The sequence below is a fragment of the Sutcliffiella horikoshii genome (genome assembly GCF_008180725.1).
GTDB lineage: Bacteria > Bacillota > Bacilli > Bacillales > Bacillaceae_I > Sutcliffiella_A > Sutcliffiella_A horikoshii_B.
In genome coordinates, this window is the sequence record NZ_VTEV01000011.1 from 1 (window position 1) to 26,641 (window position 26,641).

Sequence of the window (26,641 nt, forward strand, 5' to 3'; positions counted from 1 at the left end):
ATAAAGCAAAGATGACTCATAGTATGTCCCGAGTGGGACGATGTATTGATAATGGACCAATAGAGTCTTTTTGGGGGACATTGAAATGCGAGAAGTATTATTTAGAGAAATATGAAACGTTTGAGGACCTTAAAGAGGCGATTGATGAGTACATTCATTTTTATAATCATGACCGTTATCAAAAACGATTAAACGGCCTTAGCCCTTTAGAATACAGGGCTAAGACAGCTTAGTCTTGTTTTATTATTTCGAGTGTCTACTTGACGGGGGGCAGTTCATCACCTCTATGAGGACCTCTCTACTCCTTTTTCCTCGTCACGGAGGTCTTCATCACCCCTATGTGGACCTCTCTACTCTTTTTTCCACGTCACCCAGGTCTTTATCAACTCTATGAGGACCTCTCTACTCTTTTTTCCTCGTCACGGAGGTCTTCATCWCCCCTATGAGGACCTCTCTACTCCTTTTTCCTCGTCACGGAGGTCTTTATCAACTCTATGAGGACCTCTCTACTCTTTTTTCCTCGTCACGGAGGTCTTCATCTCCCCTATGAGGACCTCTCTACTCCTTTTTCCTCGTCACCGAGGTCTTCATCATCTCTATGAGGACCTCTTTACTACTATTCCCTCGTCACCGAGGTCTTCATCAGCTCTATGAGGACCTCTCTACTCCTTTTTCCTCGTCACCGAGGTCTTCATCATCTCTATGAGGACCTCTCTACTCTTTTTTCCACGTCACGGAGGTCTTCATCACCTCTATGAGGACCTCTTTACTCCTTTTTTCTCGTCACCGAGGTCTTCATCACCTCTATGAGGACCTCTTTACTCCTTTTTTCTCGTCACTGAGGTCTTCACATCATCCCACCCATGAAAACCTCTCTACTCACATCCCGTAAATCAGATCAAGAATTAACTTAACTCAAAATAAACCAATAATAAAAAGCAAATCTAATCATCTGACTAGATTTGCTTTTCATTATGTTACTTATTTACCGATAAACATTTGTGTCCAATAGTTGCCTTCTTCTACATAACCTACTCCGATGTGTGTGAAATCTGGAGTTAGAATGTTTTTACGGTGACCTTCACTATTCATCCATGCTTGAACTACTTCTTCAGGAGAGCGTTGGCCCATTGCAATATTTTCTCCGGCAGTATTATAGGAAATACCGTAGTCTCTCATCATATCGAATGGTGAACCGTGAGTTGGACTTGTATGAGAAAAGTAATTATTGGCTTGCATGTCTTTAGACTTATCACGAGCAACGTTACTTAATGCAGCATCCGCCTTTAGGTCTGATAATCCATTTTTACGACGCTCAGCATTTGTTAATTCAATTACTTTCATTTCTGTTTCTGAAATTCCTTCTGTTGACTCTTCAGCTTGTTGTTGATCTTCTGCTGGTTCTTCAGCAGGTTGATTCTCAGGTGGTGCTGCTTGACCACCTTGTGGAGCTTGTCTTTGTTCTGGCTGAGCCGGTGGTGCAGGCTGACCTTGTTGTCCCTGAGGTATTTCCTGCTGGAATTTGTAAATAGCAAAAGGTCCTTGTTGCTTGAATTTCTCAAAATGCGGGAACTTTTCACTTGGAATGGATGTACTGAAAGAGTTTTGATCAATTGTTAAGTATCCATTGTTGATTTCTTGGACATCTGCACTTTGACCCTTCCCACGAGCATCATTTCTAACATGTGTAATTCCATTGTCGTTATCATTATCAAGAAAAGCCGTGTTGTTGTTATCCATATTATCATTATTGTTGGTTGCATTGTTGTTACAACCGACAACTAATGATAATGCAAAAGCAGTAATTACTGTTACTTTCAAAAGTTTCGTCATTTGTACATCTCCTTTTCATCATTAATACTTTTTTAGTTTTGCAATTTCACCTGAAAGTATTATTGGTAATAATGATAAAAAAGAGATAAATTTGGAAACCGTGTTATCGTATTAGTTGCTCTAACACACGTTGAACCTGTAAACCTTCTTTAAATCCGACAAGAAAAGCTTGTTCATTATTTAACCTGCTTACAAAATGTTCGACCAAGCTCCCCTTTGAACTAAGTAACTCAGAGTCTTTTATGTCTTTCCATATTTCTCCTTTATTTGCCAATTTCACCTCTCTCCAATTAAGTAAAGTAAGGCTTTGCTTTTCCCCATGTATGATAAAGGCTATTTCTTCATTTTCCGCTTGCCCGGCTAGTCCATCGATTAGAACACGCACTCCACTTTCAAGTTCAAGCATGCCGATGACAGCTTGCTCACTTAATTCGGGATTGGAAGGGTAATCGACATAGCTTTTAACTTCTTTAACAGAACCAAAAAAATGGAGAATCATTTGAAGGTAATGTGGGGAGATTTCTCTTATGAATCCTCCTTGTTTTCTGGAACCTATCCAATTTGTTTGTTGCCAAGGTCTTGGCCACTGATCAAAGTGCATTTTTAATGTAATGCGCTTTATTTTTCCAAAAGAGCCTTTGCGGATATGATCTTCTATCGTGGCAAATGCTTTTTCATAGACGAGAGGAAAATGCATAGCATGTACTAACCCTGATTCTTCTGCAGCGTGTACCATAGCTTCAGCTTCTTCCTCAGAATTGGCAAGTGGCTTTTCACAGAGAACATGTTTGTTGTGTTGAAAAGCGAACATTACAACGTCATAATGCACTGCTGGTGGAACCGCGACATAAACAAAATCAATCTCTTTCAATTGAATAAGTTCTTTGTAGTCAGAAAAGTAAGATATATTACCACATTTAATGGCTGTTTCTTTTGCCAAATTTTCATTATTGTCGCACACAGCTGCTATTTGAATATTGTCGTTATTTTGGAATGATGAAATGAGACGCTGACCGACTACCCCTAACCCAACTATTCCAACTTTATATATTTTTTTCAATGTTTCTCCCCCTAAGTTATATCTTTACCGGTTAATTTCTATCTATTTGTCTGCTAACACTTGGATGAATTCTCTCATGTAGTCTGGAAGGTCTGGTGGTCTTCTGCTGGATATGATATTATCGTCAACAATTACGGCTTCGTCAACCCACTCTGCTCCGGCGTTAATCATATCATCCTTAATTCCAGGTGTACTGGTTACTTTTTTACCTTCAAGTATCTTTGCAGAAATTAGTACCCACCCCGCATGACAAATTTGTCCGATTGGTTTCTTTTGCTCATCCATCGTTCGAATAAACGTTAGAATATCCTCATATCTGCGGAGTTTATCTGGCGACCATCCCCCAGGAACCAAAATGGCATCATAATCTGTAGGATTTGCATCGTGAAAAGATATATCAGATTCAATTGGTACGCCATATTTTCCAATATAGGTCGTTCCAGCCTTTTCCCCCGCTATGACCACTTCTGCACCCTCTTCACGCAAACGCAGAACGGGATACCAAAGCTCCAAATCCTCAAAATCGTCACTGACCAATTGAATTATTTTTTTGTTATGTAATTTCATAAAAACACCCTCCTTCACAGTAATATAACTCCATTGTGAACGAGGGTATCGCGTTTTGCAAATTATGAAGAAGGTAGTGAATCATATATTAACTTCTCTGCTAATGCTAGCTGACTTTCTACTTGTTCAAAGGATGTCCCACCTTCACTTTTTCTTGCGCCAACCACGTGTTTTGGCTGAAGCAACTCGAAAATATCCCCCGAAAATAAAGGGGAAAATTTCTTATACTCATCTAGTGTTAGGCCTAAAAGGTATTTATCCTGATTGATGGCATAAAGTACAATTTTACCGATTATTTCGTGAGCCTGTCTAAATGGCAAACCTTTTGTTACTAAATAATCGGCAATATCGGTTGCATTTGAAAAGTCTTGTGATACTGCTTCATACATCTTACTTTCGTTTACGGTCATCGTTTGGATCATTGGTGCCAGAAGTTTCAAAGAACCAACCAATGTTTTGACAGTATCGAACATCCCCTCCTTGTCTTCCTGCATGTCCTTGTTATAAGCCAATGGTAAACCTTTTAGTACGGTCAAAAGTCCAACGAGATTTCCATAAACTCTGCCAGTTTTGGCTCGAAGCAATTCCGGTACATCTGGGTTTTTCTTTTGAGGCATAATACTTGAACCTGTGCAGAAAGAGTCGTCTAGTTCAATGAATTGAAATTCCTGACTTGACCAAATGACCATTTCTTCTGATAAGCGTGAGATGTGTGTCATGATAAGGGATGCATGAGATAAAAACTCGACGATAAAATCACGGTCACTGACGGCATCCATGCTGTTAGGATATATTTTATCAAATCTCAATAACGAGGCAGTCTGTGCTCGATCTATCGGGAAGGTAGTGCCCGCCAATGCACCTGCTCCAAGCGGTGACCAGTTAATTCGCTTAAGGCTGTCTTGTAGACGCTCCTTGTCACGCTCAAACATCCAGAAATATGCCATCAGATGGTGGGCAAATGACACAGGTTGAGCACGTTGCAAATGCGTGTAGCCCGGTAAAATGTTATGCACATTTTCCTTAGACTTCATTAAGATGGAATTTTGTACATCCGTTAGTAATGATATGATTTTTTCCGTTTGTTTTTTTAGGTATAAGTGCATATCTGTTGCCACTTGGTCGTTCCGGCTTCTTCCAGTGTGAAGTTTTCCTCCTACCGGCCCAATTTCATCTATTAATAGCTTTTCAATGTTCATATGAATATCTTCATGTGCAACGGAGAATTCGACTTCACCAGCATTTATTTTGTTTTGGATCACTTGGAGTCCATGTTGAATTGTTTTTGCATCTTCTTTTGGAATGATGCCGCAGTTACTTAGCATTTGGACGTGTGCCATGCTTCCTTGGATATCTTCTAGTGCGAGTTCTTTATCGAATTCAATGGATGCTGTAAATTCTTCTACTAATTTGTTTGTTTCTTTTGTAAATCTCCCACCCCAGAGCTTTGTCATGTTGTTGCCTCCTCTTACTGTAAGTTTCTACATTAACTGTTGATTTCCGTTCCAGGGCTTGGTTTGCCTGCAGGCGGTCCGGAAACCTCCTCACAACGCTTCAGGGGTCTCCCCTGTCCCTTCCACCCGTAGGAGTCTGCGCGCCTTCCACTTCAATCAACGTAGTACAAGTTACACATACATAACTTTTACAGTGTCACTTTTTGTTTGTTGTGAATTTCGGCGTATACTTTTGTAGGGAGGCCCCAGAGTTTGATGAAGCCCACTGCTGCGTTATGGTCAAACATATCTCCCTTGGAATAGGTTGCAAGCTCTTCATTGTAAAGGCTGTATCGCGATTGGCGTCCAACTACTATATGATTGCCTTTTTGGAGCTTCACGCGAATTTTACCTGTTACATTTTTCTGCGTCTCCTCAATAAATGCCCCGAGTGCGTTCACTAATGGAGAATACCACAGTCCTTCATAGATGACCTTGGCCATTTGCTCATCAATGGTAGATTTAAACTGACTAACTTCTCTTGGAAGGGTCAAGAACTCGAGTTCTTTATGGGCTTGGATAAGTATAAGGGCTGCCGGGTTTTCATATACTTCTCTTGATTTGATTCCTACCAAGCGATTTTCGATATGATCGATTCTTCCGACCCCATGCTTTCCTCCAAGAAAATTCAGTTCTTCAATAAGGTCAACAAGGCCCATTTGCTTTTCGTTTAACGCTACCGGTATGCCCTTATCAAAACTTATTTCAACGTATTCCGGTTGATCTGGCGTCAGTTCAATCGGATTAGTCCAATCAAATGCAGCTTCTGGTGCTTCATTCCAAGGGTTCTCCAGCACTCCTGCTTCACATGCTCTGCCCCATATATTGGCATCTATAGAAAATGGGTTATCCAAATTAACCGGAATTGGAATATTATGTTTTACTGCATATTCAATTTCCTCATCTCTGGTCATCCCCCACTCACGGACGGGCGCAATGACCTTCAGATTTGGGTTTAGCGCTTGAATAGAAACTTCAAAACGGACTTGATCATTCCCTTTCCCAGTACAACCGTGTGCCACTGCTACCGCTCCCTCTTCCTCTGCGACTTGTACAAGCAGCTTTGATATAAGGGGACGAGACAACGCGGATGATAGCGGGTATTTACCTTCATACATCGCATTTGATTTTAATGCAGGGACAATATAATCTTTGGCAAGCATCTCTTTTGCATCAACCATAATAGCTTTGATTGCACCAACATCGAGAGCCTTTTGTCTGATTGATTCCAAGTCCTTTCCCTCGCCGACATCAAGACCTAATGCAATGACATCATAACCATATTTCTCTTGTAACCATTTTACGGAAACGGAAGTATCAAGCCCTCCTGAATAAGCCAATACCACTTTTTCTTTCTTCATATGAACTCCTCCTATGGTATAAAAATCTACTTTGTTGCATTTTTATGCATTTTAGTGTAAAAAAATTTAGTTTCCTAACAAAGCCTTCAGAATGGCTTTTTGTGCATGAAGTCGGTTTTCAGCTTCATCAAATACAACAGAATGGGATCCATCAATTATTTCAGCAATTACCTCTTCCCCACGGTGTGCTGGGAGGCAGTGCAAAAAGATGAAATCGGCCTTAGCATATTTGCAAAGCTCTTTGTTTACTTGATATGGCGCAAATTTCTTAAGTCTTTCTTCTGTTTCTGCTTCTTGCCCCATGCTGGTCCAGACATCTGTTACAACTACATCTGCATCTTTGATCATTTCAACAGGGCACTCTCCGACCTCAATAGTAGATCCTGTTAATAGTGCCTCCTTCTGCATGGTAGTTAGAATGGCGGGATCCGGTTCAAACCCAGCAGGACAAGCAATGGAAATATCCATGCCTACTTTTACTGCACCTTCTATCAAAGAATGAGACATATTATTATTTGCATCGCCCAAGTAACAAAGCTTTAAGCCTTTTAATTTCCCTTTATGCTCTTTGATAGTCAAAAGGTCTGCTAATACTTGAGCTGGGTGATGTGAATCAGTAAGACCATTTATAATTGGTACGTCAGAATGCAGTGCAAATTCTTCTAATATTTGATGGTCAAAGGTTCGAATCATCAATCCGTCTACATAACGGGACAAGACTTTTGCTGTATCCGCCGGTGACTCTCCTCGACCTAATTGAATATCATTGGAGCTCAGGAAAATCGCATGACCACCAAGTTGCAGCATGCCAACTTCAAACGATACTCTTGTTCTGGTAGAAGCCTTTTCAAAGAGCATGGCAAGCACTTTTCCTTGTAAGAATGGGTGAGGTATGCCCTCTTTTTGATATTTTTTTAGTTTAATAGCATCTTCTAATAAAAAATGAATGTCTTCTTGTGAAAAGGATCCAAGTGTCAAAAAATGAGATTGACTAACATGATAGGTCTCCTTGTTCGTTTCCCATTTTAGTACACTTTGCATAAATATTCAACCTCTCTCTTTTTATTTTTTATATAATCTTTTATCGTTTGATAATTTTGATGGATGTTATCTTCCAGCATAATTGCTTGTTGAGCGGTTTCTATACAAGTAAAAGTTCTTATTCCGTTCATGGTGCATAATGCTCTGTACATCGCTCCATTGCGCAACTTTTCTCTTCCAATTGTAGGGATGATGATTGCAGCAGCAAATTTCTCCATTTTTAATGTGATGTCTATTTCTTTTTGCAATATGGTACACACTTTTATGTTGTTTTCTTTTAAGAAATCAGCCGTCCCTTTTGTAGCAATGATAGAAAATCCTTTGTTCACAATATCTTTAATGAGTGGAAGAGCATTTGTTTTTTCACGATCTGCAATAGAGCAAAAAACCTTCTTTTCTTCACTAAAGAGAGAGAATGGGCTTATTTTCCCTAGAAACAATGCTTTACTCATCGCCTCTTCTAAAGTCATGCCAAGTCCGATAATTTCTCCAGTAGACTTCATTTCAGGTCCTAGAACATGATCGACGTCTTTTAGTTTAGCATCGGAAAACACAGGTGCTTTGACCGTCCAAAAATCAGGATCCTCTTTTAGGCCACTTTGACTGAGTTTCTCACCCAACTGAGCTTTAATTGCAAGTTCTATCAATGGTACATTCGTAACTTTACTAACAATAGGGACTGTTCTGGATGCCCTCGGGTTTACTTCCAAACAATAGATATTGTCACCGGAAATGACAAATTGAATATTGGCAATACCGATTATTTGCGCAGCATGACAAATTTTTCTTGTGTACTCGATTAATCGTTCTTTCACTTGTTCTGTCAGGGAAATCGATGGAAGAACGGCAAGGCTGTCACCTGAATGAATTCCTGCCTTTTCGATATGTTCAAAGATTGCAGGGATATATATTTTTTCTCCATCTGATATTACATCCAGTTCACATTCAAGACCCGGAACATAACGATCGACCAACAAAGGCCATATGGAGTCATTATGCCGCTGTGTTTCGCTGAATTGATATAATTCTTTTTCATTAAAAAGTGTGTACATGGATTGCCCACCTATCACATAAGATGGACGCACCAATACAGGATAACCGATTGCATGTGCTGCAGCCTGCAATTGGTCGTGGTGATCCACCATCATCCCATAAATATGGGGAATACCAACTGATTCCAGTAAAGAATAAAAGTGGTATCTGTCCTCAAGCTTATCAATCGATTCGATGCTCGTTCCTGCAATGTTGACACCCTTACTTTTTAAACCTTCTGCAAGGTTGATGGCAGTCTGTCCACCAAACTGAATAAAGACCAGATCAATTTTTTCCTTTTGAATGATTGGTAAAATATCTTCCACTGTTATGGGTTCAAAATAAAGTTTATCAGCCACCGAAAAGTCTGTACTGACGGTTTCGGGATTGTTGTTTACGACGATAGTTTCAAATCCTGCTTTCTTCAGGGCTTTTACAGCATGAACAGAGCAATAGTCAAATTCAATTCCTTGACCAATACGGATAGGACCTGAACCTATTATTAGTGCTTTGTTGTTTTGACTGACTTTTACTTCATCCCCTCCATTATAGGTGGAATAGTAGTATGGAGTTATAGCCTCAAATTCAGCTGCACACGTATCGACCAATTTATAGGACGGAAAGATATGGTGATTTTTCAAGAGGGAAGCCAATTCTTCATCGTTGCAACCTAATAAGGCACACAGTCTCTCATTACTGATATTCTGACTTTTTGCTATTTTTAAAGTCTCAAGGGACAATGTATCCAAGCTGTTGTTGGAAAGGTCTTGTTCAAGCGATACCATTTGTTGTAATTTATGAAGGAACCATTTATCTACAAAAGTCGTCTCATGTATAGTTTCTAATGAAACACCTTGTCTAAAAGCATGGGTAATGGCAAAAAGTCTTAAATGCGTTGGTTCCTTGACTAATCCCAACCATTGATCCTCTTCCATATTCTCCATTGCAGGATGTGTAATCCCGTTTACTTTCATTTCCAAAGAACGTAGGCCTTTATTTAATGCTCCTTCAAAGGTACGGTCAATCGCAAGTACCTCACCGGTTGCCTTCATTTGTGTGCTTAGGGTTGAATCCGCTTCTGGAAACTTATCAAATGGGAACCTTGGTAACTTCACTACCACATAATCAAGAGCAGGTTCAAAGGAAGCAAAAGTAGAGCCTGTAATTGGATTTTTAATTTCGTCCAAGTGGTAACCTACTGCACACTTGGCCGCCATTCTTGCAATCGGATAACCGGTTGCTTTTGATGCAAGAGCAGATGAACGGCTTACCCGAGGATTCACCTCGATAATATAGTAATCGTCTGACTGTGGATCGATAGCAAATTGGATATTGCAGCCTCCGACAATCTTTAAATTTCTGATAATGTTAAGACTTGCATTTCTTAGTAGTTGATATTGTCTATCTGTTAATGTTTGGGAAGGGGCCACTACGATAGAGTCTCCTGTATGAACGCCTACTGGATCAAAATTTTCCATGTTGCAGACGATGATGCAAGTATCGTTATCATCACGCATCACCTCGTACTCCACTTCTTTCCAGCCTTTTATGCTTCTTTCCACTAATACTTGACCTATTGGACTCAGGCTCAATCCTTTTTTTAGTATGGACTCAAACTCTTTATCGTTATATGCAAAACCCCCACCTTCTCCGCCTAAGGTGTATGCCGGTCTGATGATAAGCGGGAAACCGATTCCTTTTACAAATTGAAGGCCTTCTTTTAAAGAGTGGACAATTTGAGATTCAGGAATGGGTTCATTCAACTCCAACATCAGCTTTCGAAACAGTTCTCGGTCCTCTCCCTGTTGAATAGAGTTAACGGATGTTCCAAGGACTGTAACATTATGTTTTTTCAAGATATCTTTGTCCGAAAGCTCTACTATCAGGTTTAATGCCGTCTGCCCGCCGAGCGTTCCAATAATCCCATCAGGCTGCTCTTTCTCAATAATTTTCTCTAGACTTTCCACTGTTAAAGGTTCCATATAAACATGATCTGCAATATCAACATCAGTCATGATAGTCGCAGGATTGTTGTTTACGAGGACCACTTCTACCCCCTCTTCTTTAAGGGCAAGGCAAGCTTGTGTTCCAGCATAGTCAAATTCAGCTGCTTGACCGATGACGATCGGACCTGACCCGATTACCAACACTTTTTTTATGTTTTTGTTAAATGGCATATGACATTACTCCTGTTTTCTCATGGATGAGTGTTAAAAATTTCTCAAATATATAATTGGTATCCTGCGGTCCAGGATGTGCTTCCGGGTGAAATTGGACACTTAATGCAGGAAAATTTTTAAGATGAAGACCCTCCACTGTGCCATCGTTTATATTTTTATAGGTAATAGAAAAGACTTCTAGATTAATAGAATCTTCTTTTACGTTATAGCTGTGATTTTGAGACGTGATATACACTTTCCCTGTTGCAAGATCTTTTACAGGGTGATTGCCACCCCGATGTCCAAAAAGCAACTTTTCTGTTCTTGCACCAAATGCCATAGCTAACAATTGATGGCCAAGGCAGATTCCAAGCGTTGGAAATTGTTCTGCAATCTTTTTTATTTTTGGCAAGTGATTCTTTAATACTTCTGGATTTCCTGGACCATTACTAAGTAACACACCATCAGGTTGAAGTGCCTCTACTTCTTCTAAGCTTGTGTTATAAGGTACAACCGTTACCTGACAGTTTGCATGAAGCAAAGCTTCTAATATTGACTTTTTATATCCATAATCCAACAGAACAATATGAGGACCTGCACCAGGATAGTTTTTTATTTTTGGAGTGGACACCAATTCCACCCAGTTTTCTGGAACTATAACATCTGGGAAATCTTTTATGGAGTCCGTAATAAACCCTTTCACAGATCCCCGTTTTCGAATGGTTTTAACAATCTCTCTTGTATCCACATTACTAAGTCCGCTGATTCCCAATTTGCTTAATAGATCAGGTGCTGCCACCTCAGAAGAGTAATGATTAGGCAAATAACACGCCTCTCCCATGATTACCCCTTTGGCATAAATATTTTCGGCTTCAAAATCTTGTGGGTTAATGCCGTAGTTTCCAATGAGCGGATAACAAAAGACAATAATTTGGCCTGCATAGGAGGGATCTGACATGATTTCTTGATAACCTGTCATACTGGTGTTAAAGACCACTTCCCCTATCGCATCCCTTTTACTTCCTATTAAACTACCGGGAAAAACTTCCCCTGTCTCTAAAACTAAATATCCATTATCCATGTTCTTCCTCCCTGTATTGCTGTAGTACCTTGATGAAAGTTTGAATAAAAGAGATCACTTCTTCTTGTGAGATTGTGAGAGGTGGAAGCAATCTTACTACGTTTGGACCGGCACTTAATAATAATAGTTTTTCTTCTAATGCCATTTTGACCATATCAATCGCGTTCCCATCAATCTCCAAACCAATTAGCATGCCCTTTCCCCTTTTTTCCTTGATAAAGGAAAAGTCATCCAGTACACTTTCAAGCTGTGTATGCAAGAACTGGCTCTGTTCGGTAATATTTTTCAAAAAATTTTCTTCACTTATTATTTTTAACGTTTCTATTCCTGCTGTACATGCCAACGGGTTCCCGCCAAAGGTACTTCCATGCATTCCAGGTTTAAAGGCACGAGCGACCTCTTCTTTAGCAAGCATCGCGCCAATCGGAAAACCAGAGCCCAGCCCTTTGGCTAGTGTCATGATATCTGGTTCCACATCGTACTGTTCATATAAAAACAAGCTTCCAGTTCGACCCATTCCTGTTTGCACTTCATCAATTACAAGTAGTATTCCATACTCCTTACATATAGAAGAAAGTTCCTTTACCCATTCAGGTTCTGCCGGAACCACGCCACCCTCGCCTTGAAGAAGTTCTAACATAACAGCGGTTGGTTTCAGTTCTCTTATAGTCTGAAGAGATTGATAATCGTTATAAGACAGATGGATAAACCCTTCTAGCATCGGTTCAAATCCAGACTTGATTTTCTCTTGACCAGTTGCAGCCACTGTAGCCAAAGTTCTGCCGTGAAAGCTTTGCTGAAAAGTTACAATGCTAGCTTGCTTTTTATGACTATTATTGGCAATGGCCCTTACAAGCTTAATAGCAGCCTCATTTGCCTCTGCACCGCTATTACAGAAAAAAACCTGATCAAAACAGGATTTATCAACAAGTAGGCGAGCAAGTTCTTCCTGTTTTGGAACGTGATAAAGGTTGGACGTATGCCAAAGTGCAGAAAGTTGCTTTTTTAGAGCCTTCTCTACTTCCGGTGGACAATGACCTAGATTGCATGTTGCGATGCCAGAAGTGAAATCCAGATACTTTTCATTATTATTAGACCAGACATATGTCCCTTTACCGTTTTGGATAGATAAAGGCAGCCTGCTGTATGTATTCATTATTTGTGAGTAATCAGTAGCAGATTTAGACACTTTTCTCCATAACCTCCTTAAGATAGAATGATGTACCTGCACATGTATGGTTCAATGCAAAATGTGTTAAGGCATCACATGTAGTACCATTAATTATCCCAATCTTACTCACCCCTTTTGATAAGCATTGAATCGCAGCCTCCACTTTTGGAATCATCCCACCGGTAATTTGATTACTATCTATCAAGCCATAAACTTCTATATCTGATAACTTAGACGCGACAGAGTCTCCTACAAGCACTCCATCAACATCTGTTATCATGCATAGCGGCGCACGGAATGCCGTTGCAACAGCAGCCGCTGCCATATCCGCATTAATGTTGTAGTGCTGGCCGTCAGTATCAACAGCAACCGGTGAGATGATTGGAATAATTCCTTGTTGCATAATTGGGAGCAATAATTCTTTATTTACATCCACAATCTCACCAACTAACCCTAGCTCCTCTGCATTTGCAATAGGTTCTGCGATTAGAAACTTCCCATCTACTCCACTTAAACCCATCGCATTGCCGCCGGCTTTCATTATTTGGCGAACAAGGTGTTTGTTCGTCGAACCTGACAAGACCATTTCCACTACTTCCAATACAGATTCCGTTGTTTTTCTTAAACCGTTAACGAAAGTGGTTTTTACATGTAAAGAGGAAAGAATACTAGAAATAGATGGCCCACCACCATGAACTACAATTGGTTGAATTTGATGCTTGTTTTTTAACCCCACTAATTCAGTAAAAAAAGAGGTGGAAAGTTTCTCAATAGTACTGCCCCCACATTTTATTACGAGTATCTTCATCATCTGGCCTCCTTTAAGTGCGATAAGATGCATTGATTCGTACATAATCGTAGGATAAATCACAACCCCATGCCGTAGCAATTTCGTTACCGGCATGTAGATCTACAGTAATTTCAATTTTTTCATTCTTTAAATAGGATTTGGCTTCTTCTTCACAGAAGGAAACAGGCATACCATCTTCAACAATTAAGACAGGTCCAATTTTCAATTTGATTTTTTCCGTATTGATTGTAATCCCGCTATAACCTAATGCTGACACGATTCTGCCCCAGTTTGGGTCTTGACCAAAAACCGCTGTTTTCACCAAGCTTGAGCCGACAATTGTTTTTGCAATTACTTGTGCATCGTGAACCGTTTCGGCACCGTTTACCTGCACTTCAATTAATTTTGTGGCACCTTCTCCGTCTCGTGCTATTTGTTGAGAGAGTGATTGACAGACAATATGAAGTCCTTCTTTAAACAGAGCATATTCATCGTCATCTTGCGTCCATTGTTTATTACCAGCCATCCCGTTTGCCAATACAAGCACCATATCATTTGTACTTGTATCTCCGTCCACGGTAATCATATTAAATGTCTCTTCGGTTACTTCCTTTAATGCTTTTTGTAATATGTCATGATGAATGTTGATATCTGTTGTGACAAATCCGAGCATGGTTGCCATTTTAGGATGAACCATTCCAGAGCCTTTTGCAGCACCTGCTATCGTGTATACTTTATTTTCTGTTTCTAATTGCAGACATATATGTTTGGTAAATGTGTCTGTAGTGAGAATGGCTTCTTCAAAAGAAATCGCATCATTTACAAGCGTTGATATCGATTCCACTCCTGCTACGATTTTGTTGATCGGCAGTTGTTCCCCTATGACTCCTGTGGATATAACTGCAACATCATTCTCTTTCAGGCAGGCTTTCTCGGCAAATATTTCTCTCATTTTATAAGCGTTTTGTAAACCTAGTTTTCCTGTACAAGAGTTAGCATTACCCGAGTTAACAATAACACCTTGAAGAGCTCCGTTTGTGTTGATGCTTTCTTTTGATACTTTAAGCGGGGGTGCCTGAAATTGATTGGTGGTGTAAACTGCTGCAGCTGTTGCTGGAACTTCGCTATAAATCCAACCCAGGTCTTTTCGTTTGCGTTTTATTCCGCAGTGCAGGCCGCCGGCTGAAAAGCCTTTGGGAGTACATATATTTCCTTGTTCCACGGCAATCCATTTTTCTTTTTTCGGTATTACTTGCACTTTCATGTTCTCACCTCATTTTATGGATAAACTGGAGTTATCTTGAGTCCTGTTTGCTCGTTCCAGCCGTTCATGATGTTCATGTTTTGAACTGCTTGGCCTGATGCACCTTTCATTACATTGTCAATTACAGAGACGATTGTGATTCTGTTGGTCCTTTCGTCCACTGCTATTCCCAGGTCACAATAGTTGGAACTGTAAACTTCTTTAGTGGCAGGCCATTGGTTTTCCTGTCTGATTCGAACAAAATACTCTTGTTGATAAAACTCACGATATAGTTCTACAGCATCTTTTGTTGACAAAGACTGGGTCAGGTCACAATAGATCGTGCACATTATCCCTCTAGACATTGGAACAAGATGCGGAGTGAAAGTAATGGTGGCAATAGAGTTGGTATATGTCTGGATGACTTGTTCCATTTCCGGTATGTGTTGATGGTTTCCTAGTTTATAAGCTTTTACATTTTCATTAACCTCGCAATAATGAGTTCCCATAGAAGCTTTTCTACCTGCGCCTGTTACTCCTGATTTTCCATCGATGATAATGCTGTTTAAATGAACCAGGTTGCTTTTTAATAGAGGCGCAAGACCAATTAATGTTGCAGTAGGATAACAGCCTGGATTTGCAATCAAAGATGAATTTTTGATATCCTCTCTGAAAAGTTCAGGCAACCCGTATGTAGATTTTTGTAAAACACTAGTAGGCGCCGATGAATATTTATACCATTTGTCGTATAATCGAGAATCTTTTAACCGATGATCCCCAGAGAGATCGATGCAAGGAATCTCCTCTTCTACAAATCTATGAACATGGTTTTTAGCGACACCAGATGGAGTAGCAAAAAAGAACAAATCGGCACTTCCCAAAATATCGTCAACATTCATTTCCTCTAACCTCATTTCAGCAATCCCTTGTAAATGCGGGTACTGATCAGTAATAAGGGTTCCACTTGTAGAGTGGGAACCTAGGAAACTTACTTCCACTTCCGGATGTTGCTTTAAAATTCTTATAAGTTCTGCCCCACTATATCCGTTCGCTCCGATAATTCCAACCTTCAAGTCCTTCATCCTCTCCATGCGTTTATAATATGAATTATTATAACTACGTATGCATAAAAATACAATATAATATTTAAAAAAAATCAAAAAAAATGACCGTGGATTTCTCCAGGTCATTTTCTTCAAATTTTTACTCACCCAGGGCCGCAATAGTTCTGGCTAGAAGTTCCGTTCTTTCTACCAAGGAAGGGATCTCCAGGTATTCCTCTTCACTATGGGCATTCCCACCAACCGGACCCATTCCATCAACGGTGGCAATCCCCATTGCAGCAGTAAAGGAGGCATCCGACCCGCCGCCTGTAGCTGTGTCCTTAACCTCTACTCCAATTTGTTCGCCGACTTTTTCAATGACATGTAGCAAAGATTCTGTGCGTGCCGTTTTCTCCATAGGTAGCCGGTTCATTTCCCCTACAAGCTCCACCTCTGTGCCTTTGACATCAGTAGATGCACAAATCTTTTCCAATTTCCGTTCTATTGGCAGTGCTTGCTCTCGTTCTGTGATCCTGATGTCTACATGCGCCACAGCACTGTCAGATATAGTATTAACAGAGGATCCCCCCTCTATCAATCCTACATTCACACTAATTCCTTTAGAATGATCATTGAGTGCATGTAGTTGAATCACTTTATGAGCGAGCTCTTCTATCGCACTTCTTCCTTTTTCTGGCTCAATTCCGGAATGCGCTGCCCTTCCACGTACATTTATCGTATATTTCCCTTTTCCTCTTCTTGCCGTGACAAGGGAACCATCTTTTCTAGCGGGTTCCATTATAAGCGCATATTTTTTATCTTTCGCTTTGCTCTCGATAAGCGATTTGGAAGACGGGGATCCAATCTCCTCATCACTGTTCAATACAAGAACAACATCCTGATAAGCTTTAGAATGGGAGTGAATTAATGCTTTCATTGCGTAGAGTATGGAAACCTGGCTAGCTTTCATATCAATGACACCCGGTCCATAAGCCCTCTCCCCTTCTACCTTAAACGGTCGACATTGTACTGTGCCGTTAGGGAAAACAGTATCCATATGTGCCACTATAATTATTTTCGGTTCTTTTGCTAAAGGGTGTTGGATGACTAGATGATTTCCATACTTTTCTTCTTCTAACACTTGTACTGAAAATCCGATAGCTCTATACTCCTTTGATAAAATAGATCCAATTTGATCAATTCCCTCCTTTGAAGTAGAGCCACTATCAATATTGACGAGTCTTTCTAACAACTCTAGCATTTCAGATTGTTTAATTTGTAAAAACTCTTTCATCTTACTCTCTCCTGACATTTAGACGCATACACTTTTTATATACATATATTTATTCTCCTTCACCATTATACCTTTTCTACTTATTAAGTCCTATATTTCCTTTATTCTACCTATTTGAAGAATTCAAACCTAATTACTTCAAAAAAGAATTTTTATCTGAATAAACTATCTATTATACATTGTGGCTAATCTATGTTATATTTAGTGGGCGATGAGCTGAATTGTGTAAGTCGACGGACGCGCTCTATGAGCAAGGCATGAATGTGGTCATGCTGTCCCTCGCCTCAATACGCAGAGAAGGCACCTTTTTAGGTGGCCTTCTTTTTTTTGCTACTTTTTCGCCATATCTGCTATACTGTCTACATCTATTAGAGAAAGAAGGTATTATTTTGATACGTTTTGGCGTAATCGGAACCAACTGGATAACAGAATCCTTTATTAATGCAGCTCTAGAATTAGAAGATTTCCGTTTAACGGCTGTCTATTCCCGAAAAGAAGAAACAGCAAGGGAGTTCGGGAATAAATTTAATGTCACTACTACATATACTGAATTGGAAGAGTTTACAAGAAGCAACGAAATAGATGCCGTTTATATAGCCAGCCCAAACTCACTACATGCAATGCAAGCAATTGCCTGTATGGATCAAGGAAAACATGTGCTATGCGAAAAACCGATAGCATCAAATACTGCTGAATTATCTGAAATGATAGCTGCGGCAAAAAGAAATAATGTGGTTCTGATGGAGGCAATGAAAAGCACCCTGCTTCCGAACTTCTTGGCAGTTAAAGAACACTTACATAAAATCGGAAAAATTAGGCGTTATGTCGCAAGTTATTGTCAGTACTCCTCCCGCTATGATAAGTACAAAGAAGGTACAGTGCTTAATGCATTCAAGCCTGAATTTTCTAATGGTGCCTTGATGGACATTGGTATCTACACCGTCTATCCAATGGTTTCATTGTTTGGGAAACCGAAAGCTTTGCAAGCGATGGCTCATATGTTGGATTCTGGAGTGGATGGGCAAGGGAGCATCTTGTTCCATTATGAAGGAATGGATGCTTCTGTCGCCTATTCAAAAATTGCAAATTCCTACCTTCCTTCTGAAATACAAGGAGAAGAAGGAACGATCATTTTAGATACCATTCATACACCTGAGAAGGTATTGATTAGGTTTAAAGATGGTTCTGAGGAAGATATTACGGTCCCTCAAAAGGGTACATCGATGTTTTATGAGGCGGAAGAATTTATTCAACTAATTAAATCTGGTGAAAAGGAATCTTCTATTAATTCGCTTAGTGCTTCCTTGCAAACGATGGAGCTAATAGAAGAAGCTCGTGCTCAGATAGGTCTTGTTTACCCGGCAGACAAAAGATAACTTATACTCTTGAAAGAATCGCCTGTTGCACACGGGCGGTTCTTTTTTATTCAGTTTCTTCATTTACCATTTAACTTAAGGTCAAACAATGAAGACATCTTTCGTTCCTTTTTCATGTTAGAGAAGTCTTCATTGCATGGATGAAGACTTCTCTCGTTGCTTTTTCGTGTTAGAAAGGTCCTCATTGCACGGGTGAAGACTTCTCTCGTTGCTTTTTAGTGTTAGAGAGGTCCTCATTGCACGGATGAAGACCTCACCTGTTCCTTTTTCTTGAAAGAGAGGTCCTCATCTCACGGATGAAGACTTCTCCTGTTCCTTTTTCTTGAAAGAGAGGTCCTCATTGTACGGATGAAGACTTCTCTCGTTCCTTTTTCTTGAAAGAAAGGTCCTCATTGCACGGATGAAGAACTCTCTCGTTCCTTTTTCGTGTTAGAAAGGTATTCATTGCACGGATGAAGACCTCTCCTGTTCCTTTTTCTTGAAAGAAAGGTCCTCATTGCACGGATGAAGACCTCTCTCGTTCCTTTTTCGTGCTAGAAACGTCCTCATTGTACGGATGAAGACTTCTCTCGTTCCTTTTTTGTGTTAGAAAGGTCCTCATTGCACGGATGAAGACCTCTCCTGTTCCTTTTTCTTGAAAGAGAGGTCCTCATTGCACGGATGAAGACCTCTCCTGTTCCTTTTTCATGAAAGAGAGGTCCTCATTGCACGGATGAAGACCTCTCTCGTTCCTTTTTCGTGCTAGAAAGGTCCTCATTGTACGGATGAAGACTTCTCTCGTTCTTTTTTCATGAAAGAGAAGTCCTCACAGTGCTGATGAGGAACTGAGTGGAGCGGCATCGAAGCAAGACAGGTCTTCATAATTACCACAACAATACGAAATGGATAAAATATGAATTTTTTAAAAAAAACCCTACCTTTTCTACTATAGTATTGGTAAAGTAAGAGTACAAAGAATAAAGGAGTGTGCCATGATATATAAAGCTCGGACTATACCTCGCGAGTTAGAAGTTTATCAATTACTTAATTCTCGCAAAAATCTACTCGATAATGAAAGGAAGCACCTTTATGCCCTTCAAAAAGGGTACGAAGGAGAATTGCTCTTTGATAACGTTACTTCTTCAGTTACTAAAGCCGAATGTCTCATCCTCAACGACTTACTTCTTCCTCACAACAAAAACACTTTTCAAATTGACTCACTGATCATTGTCCCAGAGACCATTTACATAGTTGAAGTGAAAAATTTCGAAGGGGATTATTTTTTTGAAAAAGACCGCCTTTATACAAGCATCCCGCCACATTCTGAAATAACCAATCCGCTTATTCAACTAAATAGAAGTGAGTCTTTGTTCCGACAACTTTTACAACAGCTCGGTAGTAATATGACTATTCAATCATACGTAGTGTTCGTTAACCCCGAATTCACGCTATATCAAGCACCCATCATCAAGCAAATAGTATACCCAGGTCAGATTAATAAATTCCTAAAAAGCATTAGTCCTATCTCTTTAAGACTTGATAATAACCACTACCTACTTGCAGACAAACTTAAGTCCCTTCATAACCCTAATGCTCCATTTTATTTTCCACCCACTTATCAATATGATGAGCTACAAAAAGGTATCCCTTGCTCGTATTGTGACTCGTTAGAATTTACTACTAAGGGATCTTACTGTTATTGTTCGGTGTGCTCGAAAAAAGAAACGATGGAAAAACGTATTCTACGAATTGTTCAACATTTTGCTATGCTGTTTCCTGAGATGAAAATAACTACAAATGCGATTTTTGACTGGGGTAGTGGGAAACTTGCAAAACGGGTGATCAGGCGAGTGCTACAACAACACTTGAACACTAAAGGTGTACATCAGTGGAGTTATTATGAGTTTTGAGAATGTGGGCTGACACAATGAACCTAGAAGCATTTTTATTGTTAAGCTTACTTGCTAGCTGGAGGTTTAAATATGGATTTACTAAAAATACAACCAGTCAATTCTTCAAATTGGCGACAAATAATTTCACTGCAAGTTGAAGGTAACCAACAACGATTTATTGAAAAAAATGAGATTTCCCTTTTAGAATCTGTTTATGACACAAAACACGATTGGAAATGTTACGGGTTGTTTGAAAATGAAACACCGGTTGGATTTGTCATGATTGGTGCAGAAAATAAGGAAGATCGCTACATTTGGCTGGACCGTTTTATGATGGATGCAAAGTTTCAAGGAAGAGGCCTTGGAACTGCATTTCTTTTACTAACAATTGAATTCATTGCCAACCATCATGAGGTCGATGAAATTGTATTAAGTATCATAAAAGAAAACTCATTTGCAAAAGCCTTTTATGAACGGCATGGATTTGATAATACAGGATTAGTGGATGAAGAATTTGACGAGGAGATTTTTGTTTACAGGCTGGATCGAAATAATGGAAAGTAAGTCTTGGTTAGTTTGTGTGGTAATAAAATAGGTTTTTAGAATAGTTAGCGAGGGTGGAGAGTAGTCCATCTTCGCTTTTTTTAAGTGCTAAAACACCAGTTTATAAAAAGATGAAGAATTCAGTGAAGCGAAAGACAGGGAAGAGAAGTCTTCATTGCACGAATGAAGACCTTTCTCGTTCCTTTTTCGTGCTAGAGAGGTCCTCATCGCACGGATGAAGACCTCCCTCGTTCCCTGTTCATGCTAGAGAGGTCTTCATCGCACGGATGAAGACTTCTCTCGTTCCTTTTTCGTGCCAGAGAGGTCCTCATTTCACGAATGAAGACCTCCCCTATTCCTTTTTCCTGCTAGAGAGGTCCTCATTACTCGAATGAAGACCTCCCCTATTCCTTTTTCCTGCCAGAGAGGTCCTCATTACTCGAATGAAGACCTCCCCTATTCCTTTTTCCTGCCAGAGAGGTCCTCATTACTCGAATGAAGACCTCCCCTATTCCTTTTTCCTGCCAGAGAGGTCCTCATTTCACGAATGAAGACCTCCCCTATTCCTTTTTCCTGCTAGAGAGGTCCTCATTACTCGAATGAAGCCCTCCCCTATTCCTTTTTCCTGCCAGAGAGGTCCTCATTACTCGAATGAAGACCTTCCTTATACCTTTTTCGTGCCAGAGAGGTCCTCATTATGAAGACCTCCCCTATGAAAGTCTTCCCCTCCAGCCCCACTGGCCAATCAAAAACTATCGTTTTTTTAATAGTTTTTACGCCTATTTTACTAAATCTATCAAAAATGGACGTTTGCTAGAGGACAGGCGTCCACTCTCTTCTCTAGTAAATACATAGTATGTGGTAGATAAGAAAAAGGGGGTGTAAGAATGGCAGATAGCAAAGATATGCAACGAGAGATTTCAAAACTCACCCAAGCAACAACAAACATGATGCTTCAAAATGTTTTAAAGAAACACAATGTGAAACTAAGTGGAGATAACTTCTCCAAAGAGCAAAAAGCGCAACTGAAGAAATTGGTTGCAGACATCCAGGATTCTTTCGGGAAAATGGAAAAACTTCAAAAAGAAGAAAAAAAATAAAAATTTTAAATTGGGGGATTTAAATAATGAGTAAAGATTGGTTATTCGGTGGAAGAAGCTGTGGTTATGATCATGGCTGTGGAAATAATGGTGAATGGAATGCTTTAGCAGCAGGAAGTAGACACCCGCTTGACAATGATGGTGTAGCTCAAGAAGCTGCCCAAGTAAACAAAATGATTCAAAAATCATATGAGCAAATTGTTATTAAAGATTCCTGCGATATTGAAGTAACAACGACTGACACAAAAATCGCAGTATCCCTGCAAGCAGCAATTCAAGCAGCTATTGCTTTAGTAATCAGCGTAAGCATTGCTGATAGCAACAAAGCAGAGCAAGTAATCCAAGAGTTGCTTCAAAGTTCTAAATCTGAACAAGTAAATCGCCAACAAACGTATATCTCTAATTCTCGTGGTGTAAGAGTAACTACAACAGATACTGACCTAGTACTAAACATCCAACTACTTCTTCAACTATTGATCGCACTTGTTGTAGCTGTAGACATCTTATAATTTTGTTGAAGACTTGCCCGCTTCAGCCAACATTTTCAAAAAAATCACCTGCCATGTAACACTCCTTCTTATCTAAAGTGCCGGAAAACACCTACAATTCCTGCCAAAGCATATCATAGCCTCCTTGCTATACCCATCTTACACCACACCTACTAATAGTTCGTTATAAGAAGACCACCAAGTTGGTCTTCTTTTATTTGCTTTCGTAATAAATCTAGTCTTTTGCCTAGTTTTCTCCAAAACGCGCGCAAATCCATTGCTCTCTCATAAGATAGTGTAGTTAAATAACCTAATTTAAACCCAAAGGAGTTAAGTTATGAGAGTGAAAAACAACAACCTGCTACCTATTCCTAAATTGTACGATCAAACGAAATCCATCTCTTCCAACCAGCAGGAATTTCGAAAAAACTATTTAGAAGATATTTTAAAGGAACAAGAAAAAACGAATTTGACTATATCTAAAACAGTTAGCAAGATTAATAATAATTTACATCAAAGTATGTCCACACAGGAAAATAATCATCAACTTCTACTGGATAAGTTATACTCCCAGGAAAAAGGTCAAAAAGAATTATCCGAAATGATAACTACTCAAGACTTAAACGTCCGTCAGGTATATGAAAAAGTACTAGTACACGAAAAAAGTCATGAAGATCTTACACTAAAATTAAAAGATCAGGATAGAAATTATGCTCAACTCTTAGAATTGATAAAAGTTCAGTCATTACTAAGTGAAGAACTCCAAGAAAATATCGCATCACATGTAGAAAGCAGTAAGAAGGTAGATCAAAGACTGAATAAATTGGAAGTTTCTTTGGAAGAAGAAAAACTATTGAGTCAAGCTACATTAGACCAGTTGGCATTCCAAGAAGACCTGACAAGATGTATACACACGAAGTTAGAAAAATATGAAGAATTGTATGAAGATATTCAATTGAAGTTACATGATCAAGAACATTTTTATCAAGAAATAAACAATAAATTACTAGTTCAAGAAATGTTTCACAAGTCGCTAATGGAGCGAATGGACAGCCAAGATATTGCCTCCCAAAAAATTGCCGATCAGCTTAACACCTTGAGACAAACACTAGTGGACAAATTGGAAAACGCCATTACATCCATTGATAGTAAATATAAACAAACACTTCACTACTTGAGTGGAAGTATGTTTGGATTAAAAGAAAGAATTATTCAAAAAGCACCCCTAGAGATAGAAAGCAATGAAGCAAAAAAAGTAGAAGTGAAGCAAGAGTAGTCTTCGGACTGCTCTTTTTTTCGTTTGATTTTTCTGAACATTCATACTAATATTTAACTAGCACTTACTTTTCTATTATGGAGGTTTGAACGATGGCAGAGTTAGTACATAAAACAATTGGTGGTTTATTGGATGAAACTACAGCTCGTTACCCTGATAAAGAAGCTGTAGTCTATGTGGAAACAGGATTGCGTTATAGTTATAAAGAGTTTCAGCAAGTCTGTAACCAAGTAGCAAAAGGATTAATAAGCCTAGGAATTCAAAAGGGAGATCACATTGCGGTTTGGGCTTCCAATAAACCGGAGTGGTTAATTACACAGTACGCGAGTGCAAAAATTGGCGCAGTTTTAGTAACAGTCAATACTAGCTATCAATCTAAGGAACTCGAGTATCTATTGCAACAATCAGAGTCCACTACACTTCTTCTTATGGATGATTTTAAAGGAGTGAGCTATTTGGATATGCTTCAAGAATTATGTCCAGAGCTCGCATACTGTGCACCTGGCGAACTTATATCTAGTAGATTACCTAAATTAAAGAACGTCATTTTTATGGGGAGCGAAAGTCACCCTGGTATGTTCCAATGGGATGACCTACTGAAAAATTCCATGACCATTACAGATGAAGAATTACTGATCCGACAAAACAGTACAAACTATGATGAAGTGATCAACATGCAATATACTTCTGGTACAACTGGCTTCCCAAAAGGTGTCATGCTTACCCACTCCAATATTATCAACAATGCCATTAATGTTGCGGAATGCCAAAAGCTTACAGTAGAAGATAGAATTTGTATACCTGTTCCTTTTTTCCACTGCTTTGGATGTGTAATGGGCACTCTGGCTGCAGTAGCAACTGGAGCGACGATGGTTCCTCTTGTTATGTTTGATCCACTATTAGTTCTAAAAGCGGTGGAGCAAGAAAAATGTACGGCGCTTTACGGAGTTCCAACTATGTTCATTGCGGAACTAAACCATCCGGAATTTAATAAATACGATTTATCTAGTTTAAGAACTGGTATTATGGCAGGATCACCTTGTCCAACGGAAATTATGAAAAGAGTTGTAAATGATATGGGAGCTAAGGAAATCACTATCGCATATGGTCAAACCGAAGCCTCCCCAGTTATTACACAAACACGCCCATACGACAGTATTGAGAGGCGCGTATCCACTGTTGGAAGCGCTTTAGATAATGTGGAAGTGAAAATTATTGATCCTACAACTGGCGAATCTGTGCCAAATGGAGTCCAGGGCGAGCTTTGTACAAGAGGTTACCTTGTTATGAAAGGCTACTATAATATGAAGGACCAAACGAAAGATGCCATTGATAGCGAAGGCTGGCTTCATACAGGGGACCTCGCGACAATGGATGATGACGGGTATGTCGTCATTACAGGTAGACTAAAAGATATGATTATTCGAGGCGGAGAGAATATATATCCGCGTGAGATTGAGGAATTTTTATACTCCCATCCGAAAATTTTTGATGTTCAAATTGTAGGAGTTCCAGATGAAAAGTTCGGCGAGCAGGTTGCAGCATTTATTAAAGTCAAACCGGGGGAAAGCCTAAACAGTCAAGAAGTCAAAGACTACTGCACTGGAAAAATATCAAAATATAAAATACCTTACTATGTAGAGATCGTAGACGAGTATCCAATGACAGCATCGGGGAAAATTCAAAAATTCAAACTCAGAGAACATGCTGTAAATACACTAGTCAGAATGTAATATGGTAAGGGGTATGGTGCCCCTTACCATTTTTTTATCTAGTTTTGACTATCTCATCAATCGTACTAACAACCCTCTCGATATCCCCTCTGCTCACATCGAAATGTGTCGTAAGTCGAACAAGCGTAGGTCCAAACGTAACAGCCAAAACACCCTTCTCTTTTAACGCTTGTACAAAGTGATCTGCCATCATATCCAACCCGGATACATCCACTACCACAATATTCGTATCAACTGAATTTACTATTTTTAAAGAGCTAATTCCCTTTAATCCTTCAGAAAGAAACATAGCATTTTCATGATCTTCTGAAAGTCTTTCTGTCATTTTTGTTAAAGCTATTAACCCTGGCGCCGCAATGATTCCAACTTGCCTCAATCCCCCACCAAGACGCTTTCGCCATTTTCTCGCTCGTTTAATGAAATCGTTAGAACCGGCAATGATAGAACCAACTGGTGCACCCAATCCTTTAGACAAACATATCTGTACCGTATCGCAATGTTTGGTGAACTCTTGTATTGGTATTCCCGAACTTGCTGCGGCGTTAAATAGTCGCGCACCATCCACGTGAACAGGTATAGAATATCTCTGTGCCACTTTATAGATTTCTGCCATGTTTGATACAGGCACCACTGCCCCACCAGCGCGATTATGTGTGTTTTCTATGCAGATTAGACCCGTTTCGGGAAAATGTTGGTCCTCCCCACGAATTGCAGACTCTATTTCTTGAGGATTCATCATCCCGTTAACGCCTGGTATGGTTCTTGTTTGGACTCCAGCCAATGCGGCAACAGCACCAGATTCGTAATAAAAGATATGAGATTCTTCTTCTAGTAATATCTCATTACCCGGTCGACAATGCGTCAATACAGCAATTTGGTTTCCTTGCGTTCCGCTTGTAACAAACAGTGCTGCTTCTTTCCCAAGAATCTCCGCCGCTTTTTCTTCTAACAACGTAACAGTAGGATCTTCCCCATATACGTCATCCCCAACGACTGCATCATACGAAGCCTTTCTCATTTCCTCTGTTGGTTTTGTTACCGTATCACTTCTTAAATCCATCATATGGCCTTTCCCCTTCTCTTTTT

22 protein-coding genes are annotated in these 26,641 nt (G+C 39.7%); 8 read left to right on the plus strand and 14 right to left on the minus strand.

What is annotated here, in order from left to right:
* Window positions 1–233, plus strand: a 233-nt coding sequence (locus FZC76_RS20185; protein ID WP_148989062.1) for an IS3 family transposase, incomplete at its 5' end; no start/stop codon positions are given.
* A gap of 748 nt (window positions 234–981) precedes the next feature.
* On the opposite strand, the gene FZC76_RS20190 is transcribed toward FZC76_RS20185, so the two are convergent.
* The 13 genes from FZC76_RS20190 to FZC76_RS20250 form a co-directional block, all read right to left on the minus strand.
* Window positions 982–1,833 carry a CAP domain-containing protein gene (locus FZC76_RS20190; RefSeq protein ID WP_262372736.1) on the minus strand — a complete coding sequence of 284 codons (852 nt, stop codon included), beginning with the start codon at window positions 1,831–1,833 and terminating at the stop codon, window positions 982–984.
* Between the two features lie 103 nt (window positions 1,834–1,936).
* Complete coding sequence (locus tag FZC76_RS20195) at window positions 1,937–2,893, minus strand: Gfo/Idh/MocA family protein (RefSeq protein ID WP_148989958.1); 957 nt, start codon at window positions 2,891–2,893, stop codon at window positions 1,937–1,939.
* A 42-nt stretch (window positions 2,894–2,935) separates the two neighbouring features.
* On the minus strand, window positions 2,936–3,460 hold the full coding sequence (locus FZC76_RS20200) for a type 1 glutamine amidotransferase domain-containing protein (protein ID WP_148989959.1): 525 nt from the start codon (window positions 3,458–3,460) through the stop codon (window positions 2,936–2,938).
* Window positions 3,461–3,522: 62 nt separating this feature from the next.
* A complete protein-coding gene (argH, locus tag FZC76_RS20205; RefSeq protein WP_148989960.1) occupies window positions 3,523–4,914 on the minus strand; it encodes an argininosuccinate lyase in 1,392 nt (463 codons plus the stop codon).
* 188 nt (window positions 4,915–5,102) lie between these two features.
* A complete protein-coding gene (locus FZC76_RS20210; protein ID WP_148989961.1) occupies window positions 5,103–6,314 on the minus strand; it encodes an argininosuccinate synthase in 1,212 nt (403 codons plus the stop codon).
* 66 nt (window positions 6,315–6,380) lie between these two features.
* Complete coding sequence (argF, locus tag FZC76_RS20215) at window positions 6,381–7,355, minus strand: ornithine carbamoyltransferase (RefSeq protein WP_148989962.1); 975 nt, start codon at window positions 7,353–7,355, stop codon at window positions 6,381–6,383.
* Entirely contained in the window at window positions 7,340–10,564 is a 3,225-nt protein-coding gene (carB, locus tag FZC76_RS20220; protein WP_148989963.1) for a carbamoyl-phosphate synthase (glutamine-hydrolyzing) large subunit, read from the minus strand. Before carB ends, argF begins: the two co-directional genes overlap by 16 nt.
* Window positions 10,554–11,627, minus strand: a complete 1,074-nt coding sequence (locus FZC76_RS20225; protein WP_148989964.1) for a carbamoyl phosphate synthase small subunit — start codon at window positions 11,625–11,627, stop codon at window positions 10,554–10,556. Before FZC76_RS20225 ends, carB begins: the two co-directional genes overlap by 11 nt.
* Window positions 11,620–12,783 (minus strand): acetylornithine transaminase, encoded by a 1,164-nt coding sequence (locus tag FZC76_RS20230; protein WP_187442171.1) that lies wholly within the window; start codon window positions 12,781–12,783, stop codon window positions 11,620–11,622. Before FZC76_RS20230 ends, FZC76_RS20225 begins: the two co-directional genes overlap by 8 nt.
* A 25-nt stretch (window positions 12,784–12,808) precedes the next feature.
* A complete protein-coding gene (gene argB, locus FZC76_RS20235; protein WP_262372737.1) occupies window positions 12,809–13,609 on the minus strand; it encodes an acetylglutamate kinase in 801 nt (266 codons plus the stop codon).
* A 10-nt stretch (window positions 13,610–13,619) separates the two neighbouring features.
* Window positions 13,620–14,852: a bifunctional ornithine acetyltransferase/N-acetylglutamate synthase gene (gene argJ, locus FZC76_RS20240; protein ID WP_148989966.1), complete on the minus strand. Its 1,233-nt coding sequence runs from the start codon at window positions 14,850–14,852 to the stop codon at window positions 13,620–13,622.
* A gap of 14 nt (window positions 14,853–14,866) precedes the next feature.
* Entirely contained in the window at window positions 14,867–15,904 is a 1,038-nt protein-coding gene (gene argC, locus FZC76_RS20245; RefSeq protein ID WP_262372738.1) for an N-acetyl-gamma-glutamyl-phosphate reductase, read from the minus strand.
* Between the two features lie 130 nt (window positions 15,905–16,034).
* The gene (locus FZC76_RS20250; RefSeq protein WP_148989968.1) at window positions 16,035–17,168 is read right to left on the minus strand and encodes a M20 family metallopeptidase; all 1,134 of its coding nucleotides are present in this window, start codon (window positions 17,166–17,168) and stop codon (window positions 16,035–16,037) included.
* A 389-nt stretch (window positions 17,169–17,557) separates the two neighbouring features.
* Here FZC76_RS20250 and FZC76_RS20255 point away from each other — a divergent pair, with 389 nt between their 5' ends.
* From FZC76_RS20255 to FZC76_RS20285, 7 genes are all read left to right on the plus strand, one after another.
* Window positions 17,558–18,544, plus strand: a complete 987-nt coding sequence (locus tag FZC76_RS20255) for a Gfo/Idh/MocA family protein (RefSeq protein WP_148989969.1) — start codon at window positions 17,558–17,560, stop codon at window positions 18,542–18,544.
* 971 nt (window positions 18,545–19,515) lie between these two features.
* Window positions 19,516–20,433: a nuclease-related domain-containing protein gene (locus FZC76_RS20260; RefSeq protein ID WP_148989970.1), complete on the plus strand. Its 918-nt coding sequence runs from the start codon at window positions 19,516–19,518 to the stop codon at window positions 20,431–20,433.
* 72 nt (window positions 20,434–20,505) lie between these two features.
* A complete protein-coding gene (locus tag FZC76_RS20265; RefSeq protein ID WP_148989971.1) occupies window positions 20,506–20,979 on the plus strand; it encodes a GNAT family N-acetyltransferase in 474 nt (157 codons plus the stop codon).
* Between the two features lie 866 nt (window positions 20,980–21,845).
* Window positions 21,846–22,058, plus strand: coding sequence for a hypothetical protein (locus tag FZC76_RS20270; RefSeq protein ID WP_010199436.1), 213 nt, complete (start codon window positions 21,846–21,848; stop codon window positions 22,056–22,058).
* A gap of 26 nt (window positions 22,059–22,084) precedes the next feature.
* The gene (locus tag FZC76_RS20275; protein WP_148989972.1) at window positions 22,085–22,567 is read left to right on the plus strand and encodes a spore coat protein; all 483 of its coding nucleotides are present in this window, start codon (window positions 22,085–22,087) and stop codon (window positions 22,565–22,567) included.
* 316 nt (window positions 22,568–22,883) lie between these two features.
* On the plus strand, window positions 22,884–23,822 hold the full coding sequence (locus FZC76_RS20280) for a hypothetical protein (protein ID WP_148989973.1): 939 nt from the start codon (window positions 22,884–22,886) through the stop codon (window positions 23,820–23,822).
* Between the two features lie 92 nt (window positions 23,823–23,914).
* Window positions 23,915–25,555 (plus strand): AMP-binding protein, encoded by a 1,641-nt coding sequence (locus FZC76_RS20285; protein WP_148989974.1) that lies wholly within the window; start codon window positions 23,915–23,917, stop codon window positions 25,553–25,555.
* A gap of 34 nt (window positions 25,556–25,589) precedes the next feature.
* Here FZC76_RS20285 and ltaE read toward each other — a convergent pair whose 3' ends face one another.
* On the minus strand, window positions 25,590–26,618 hold the full coding sequence (gene ltaE, locus FZC76_RS20290) for a low-specificity L-threonine aldolase (protein ID WP_148989975.1): 1,029 nt from the start codon (window positions 26,616–26,618) through the stop codon (window positions 25,590–25,592).
* Window positions 26,619–26,641: the final 23 nt, after the last annotated feature.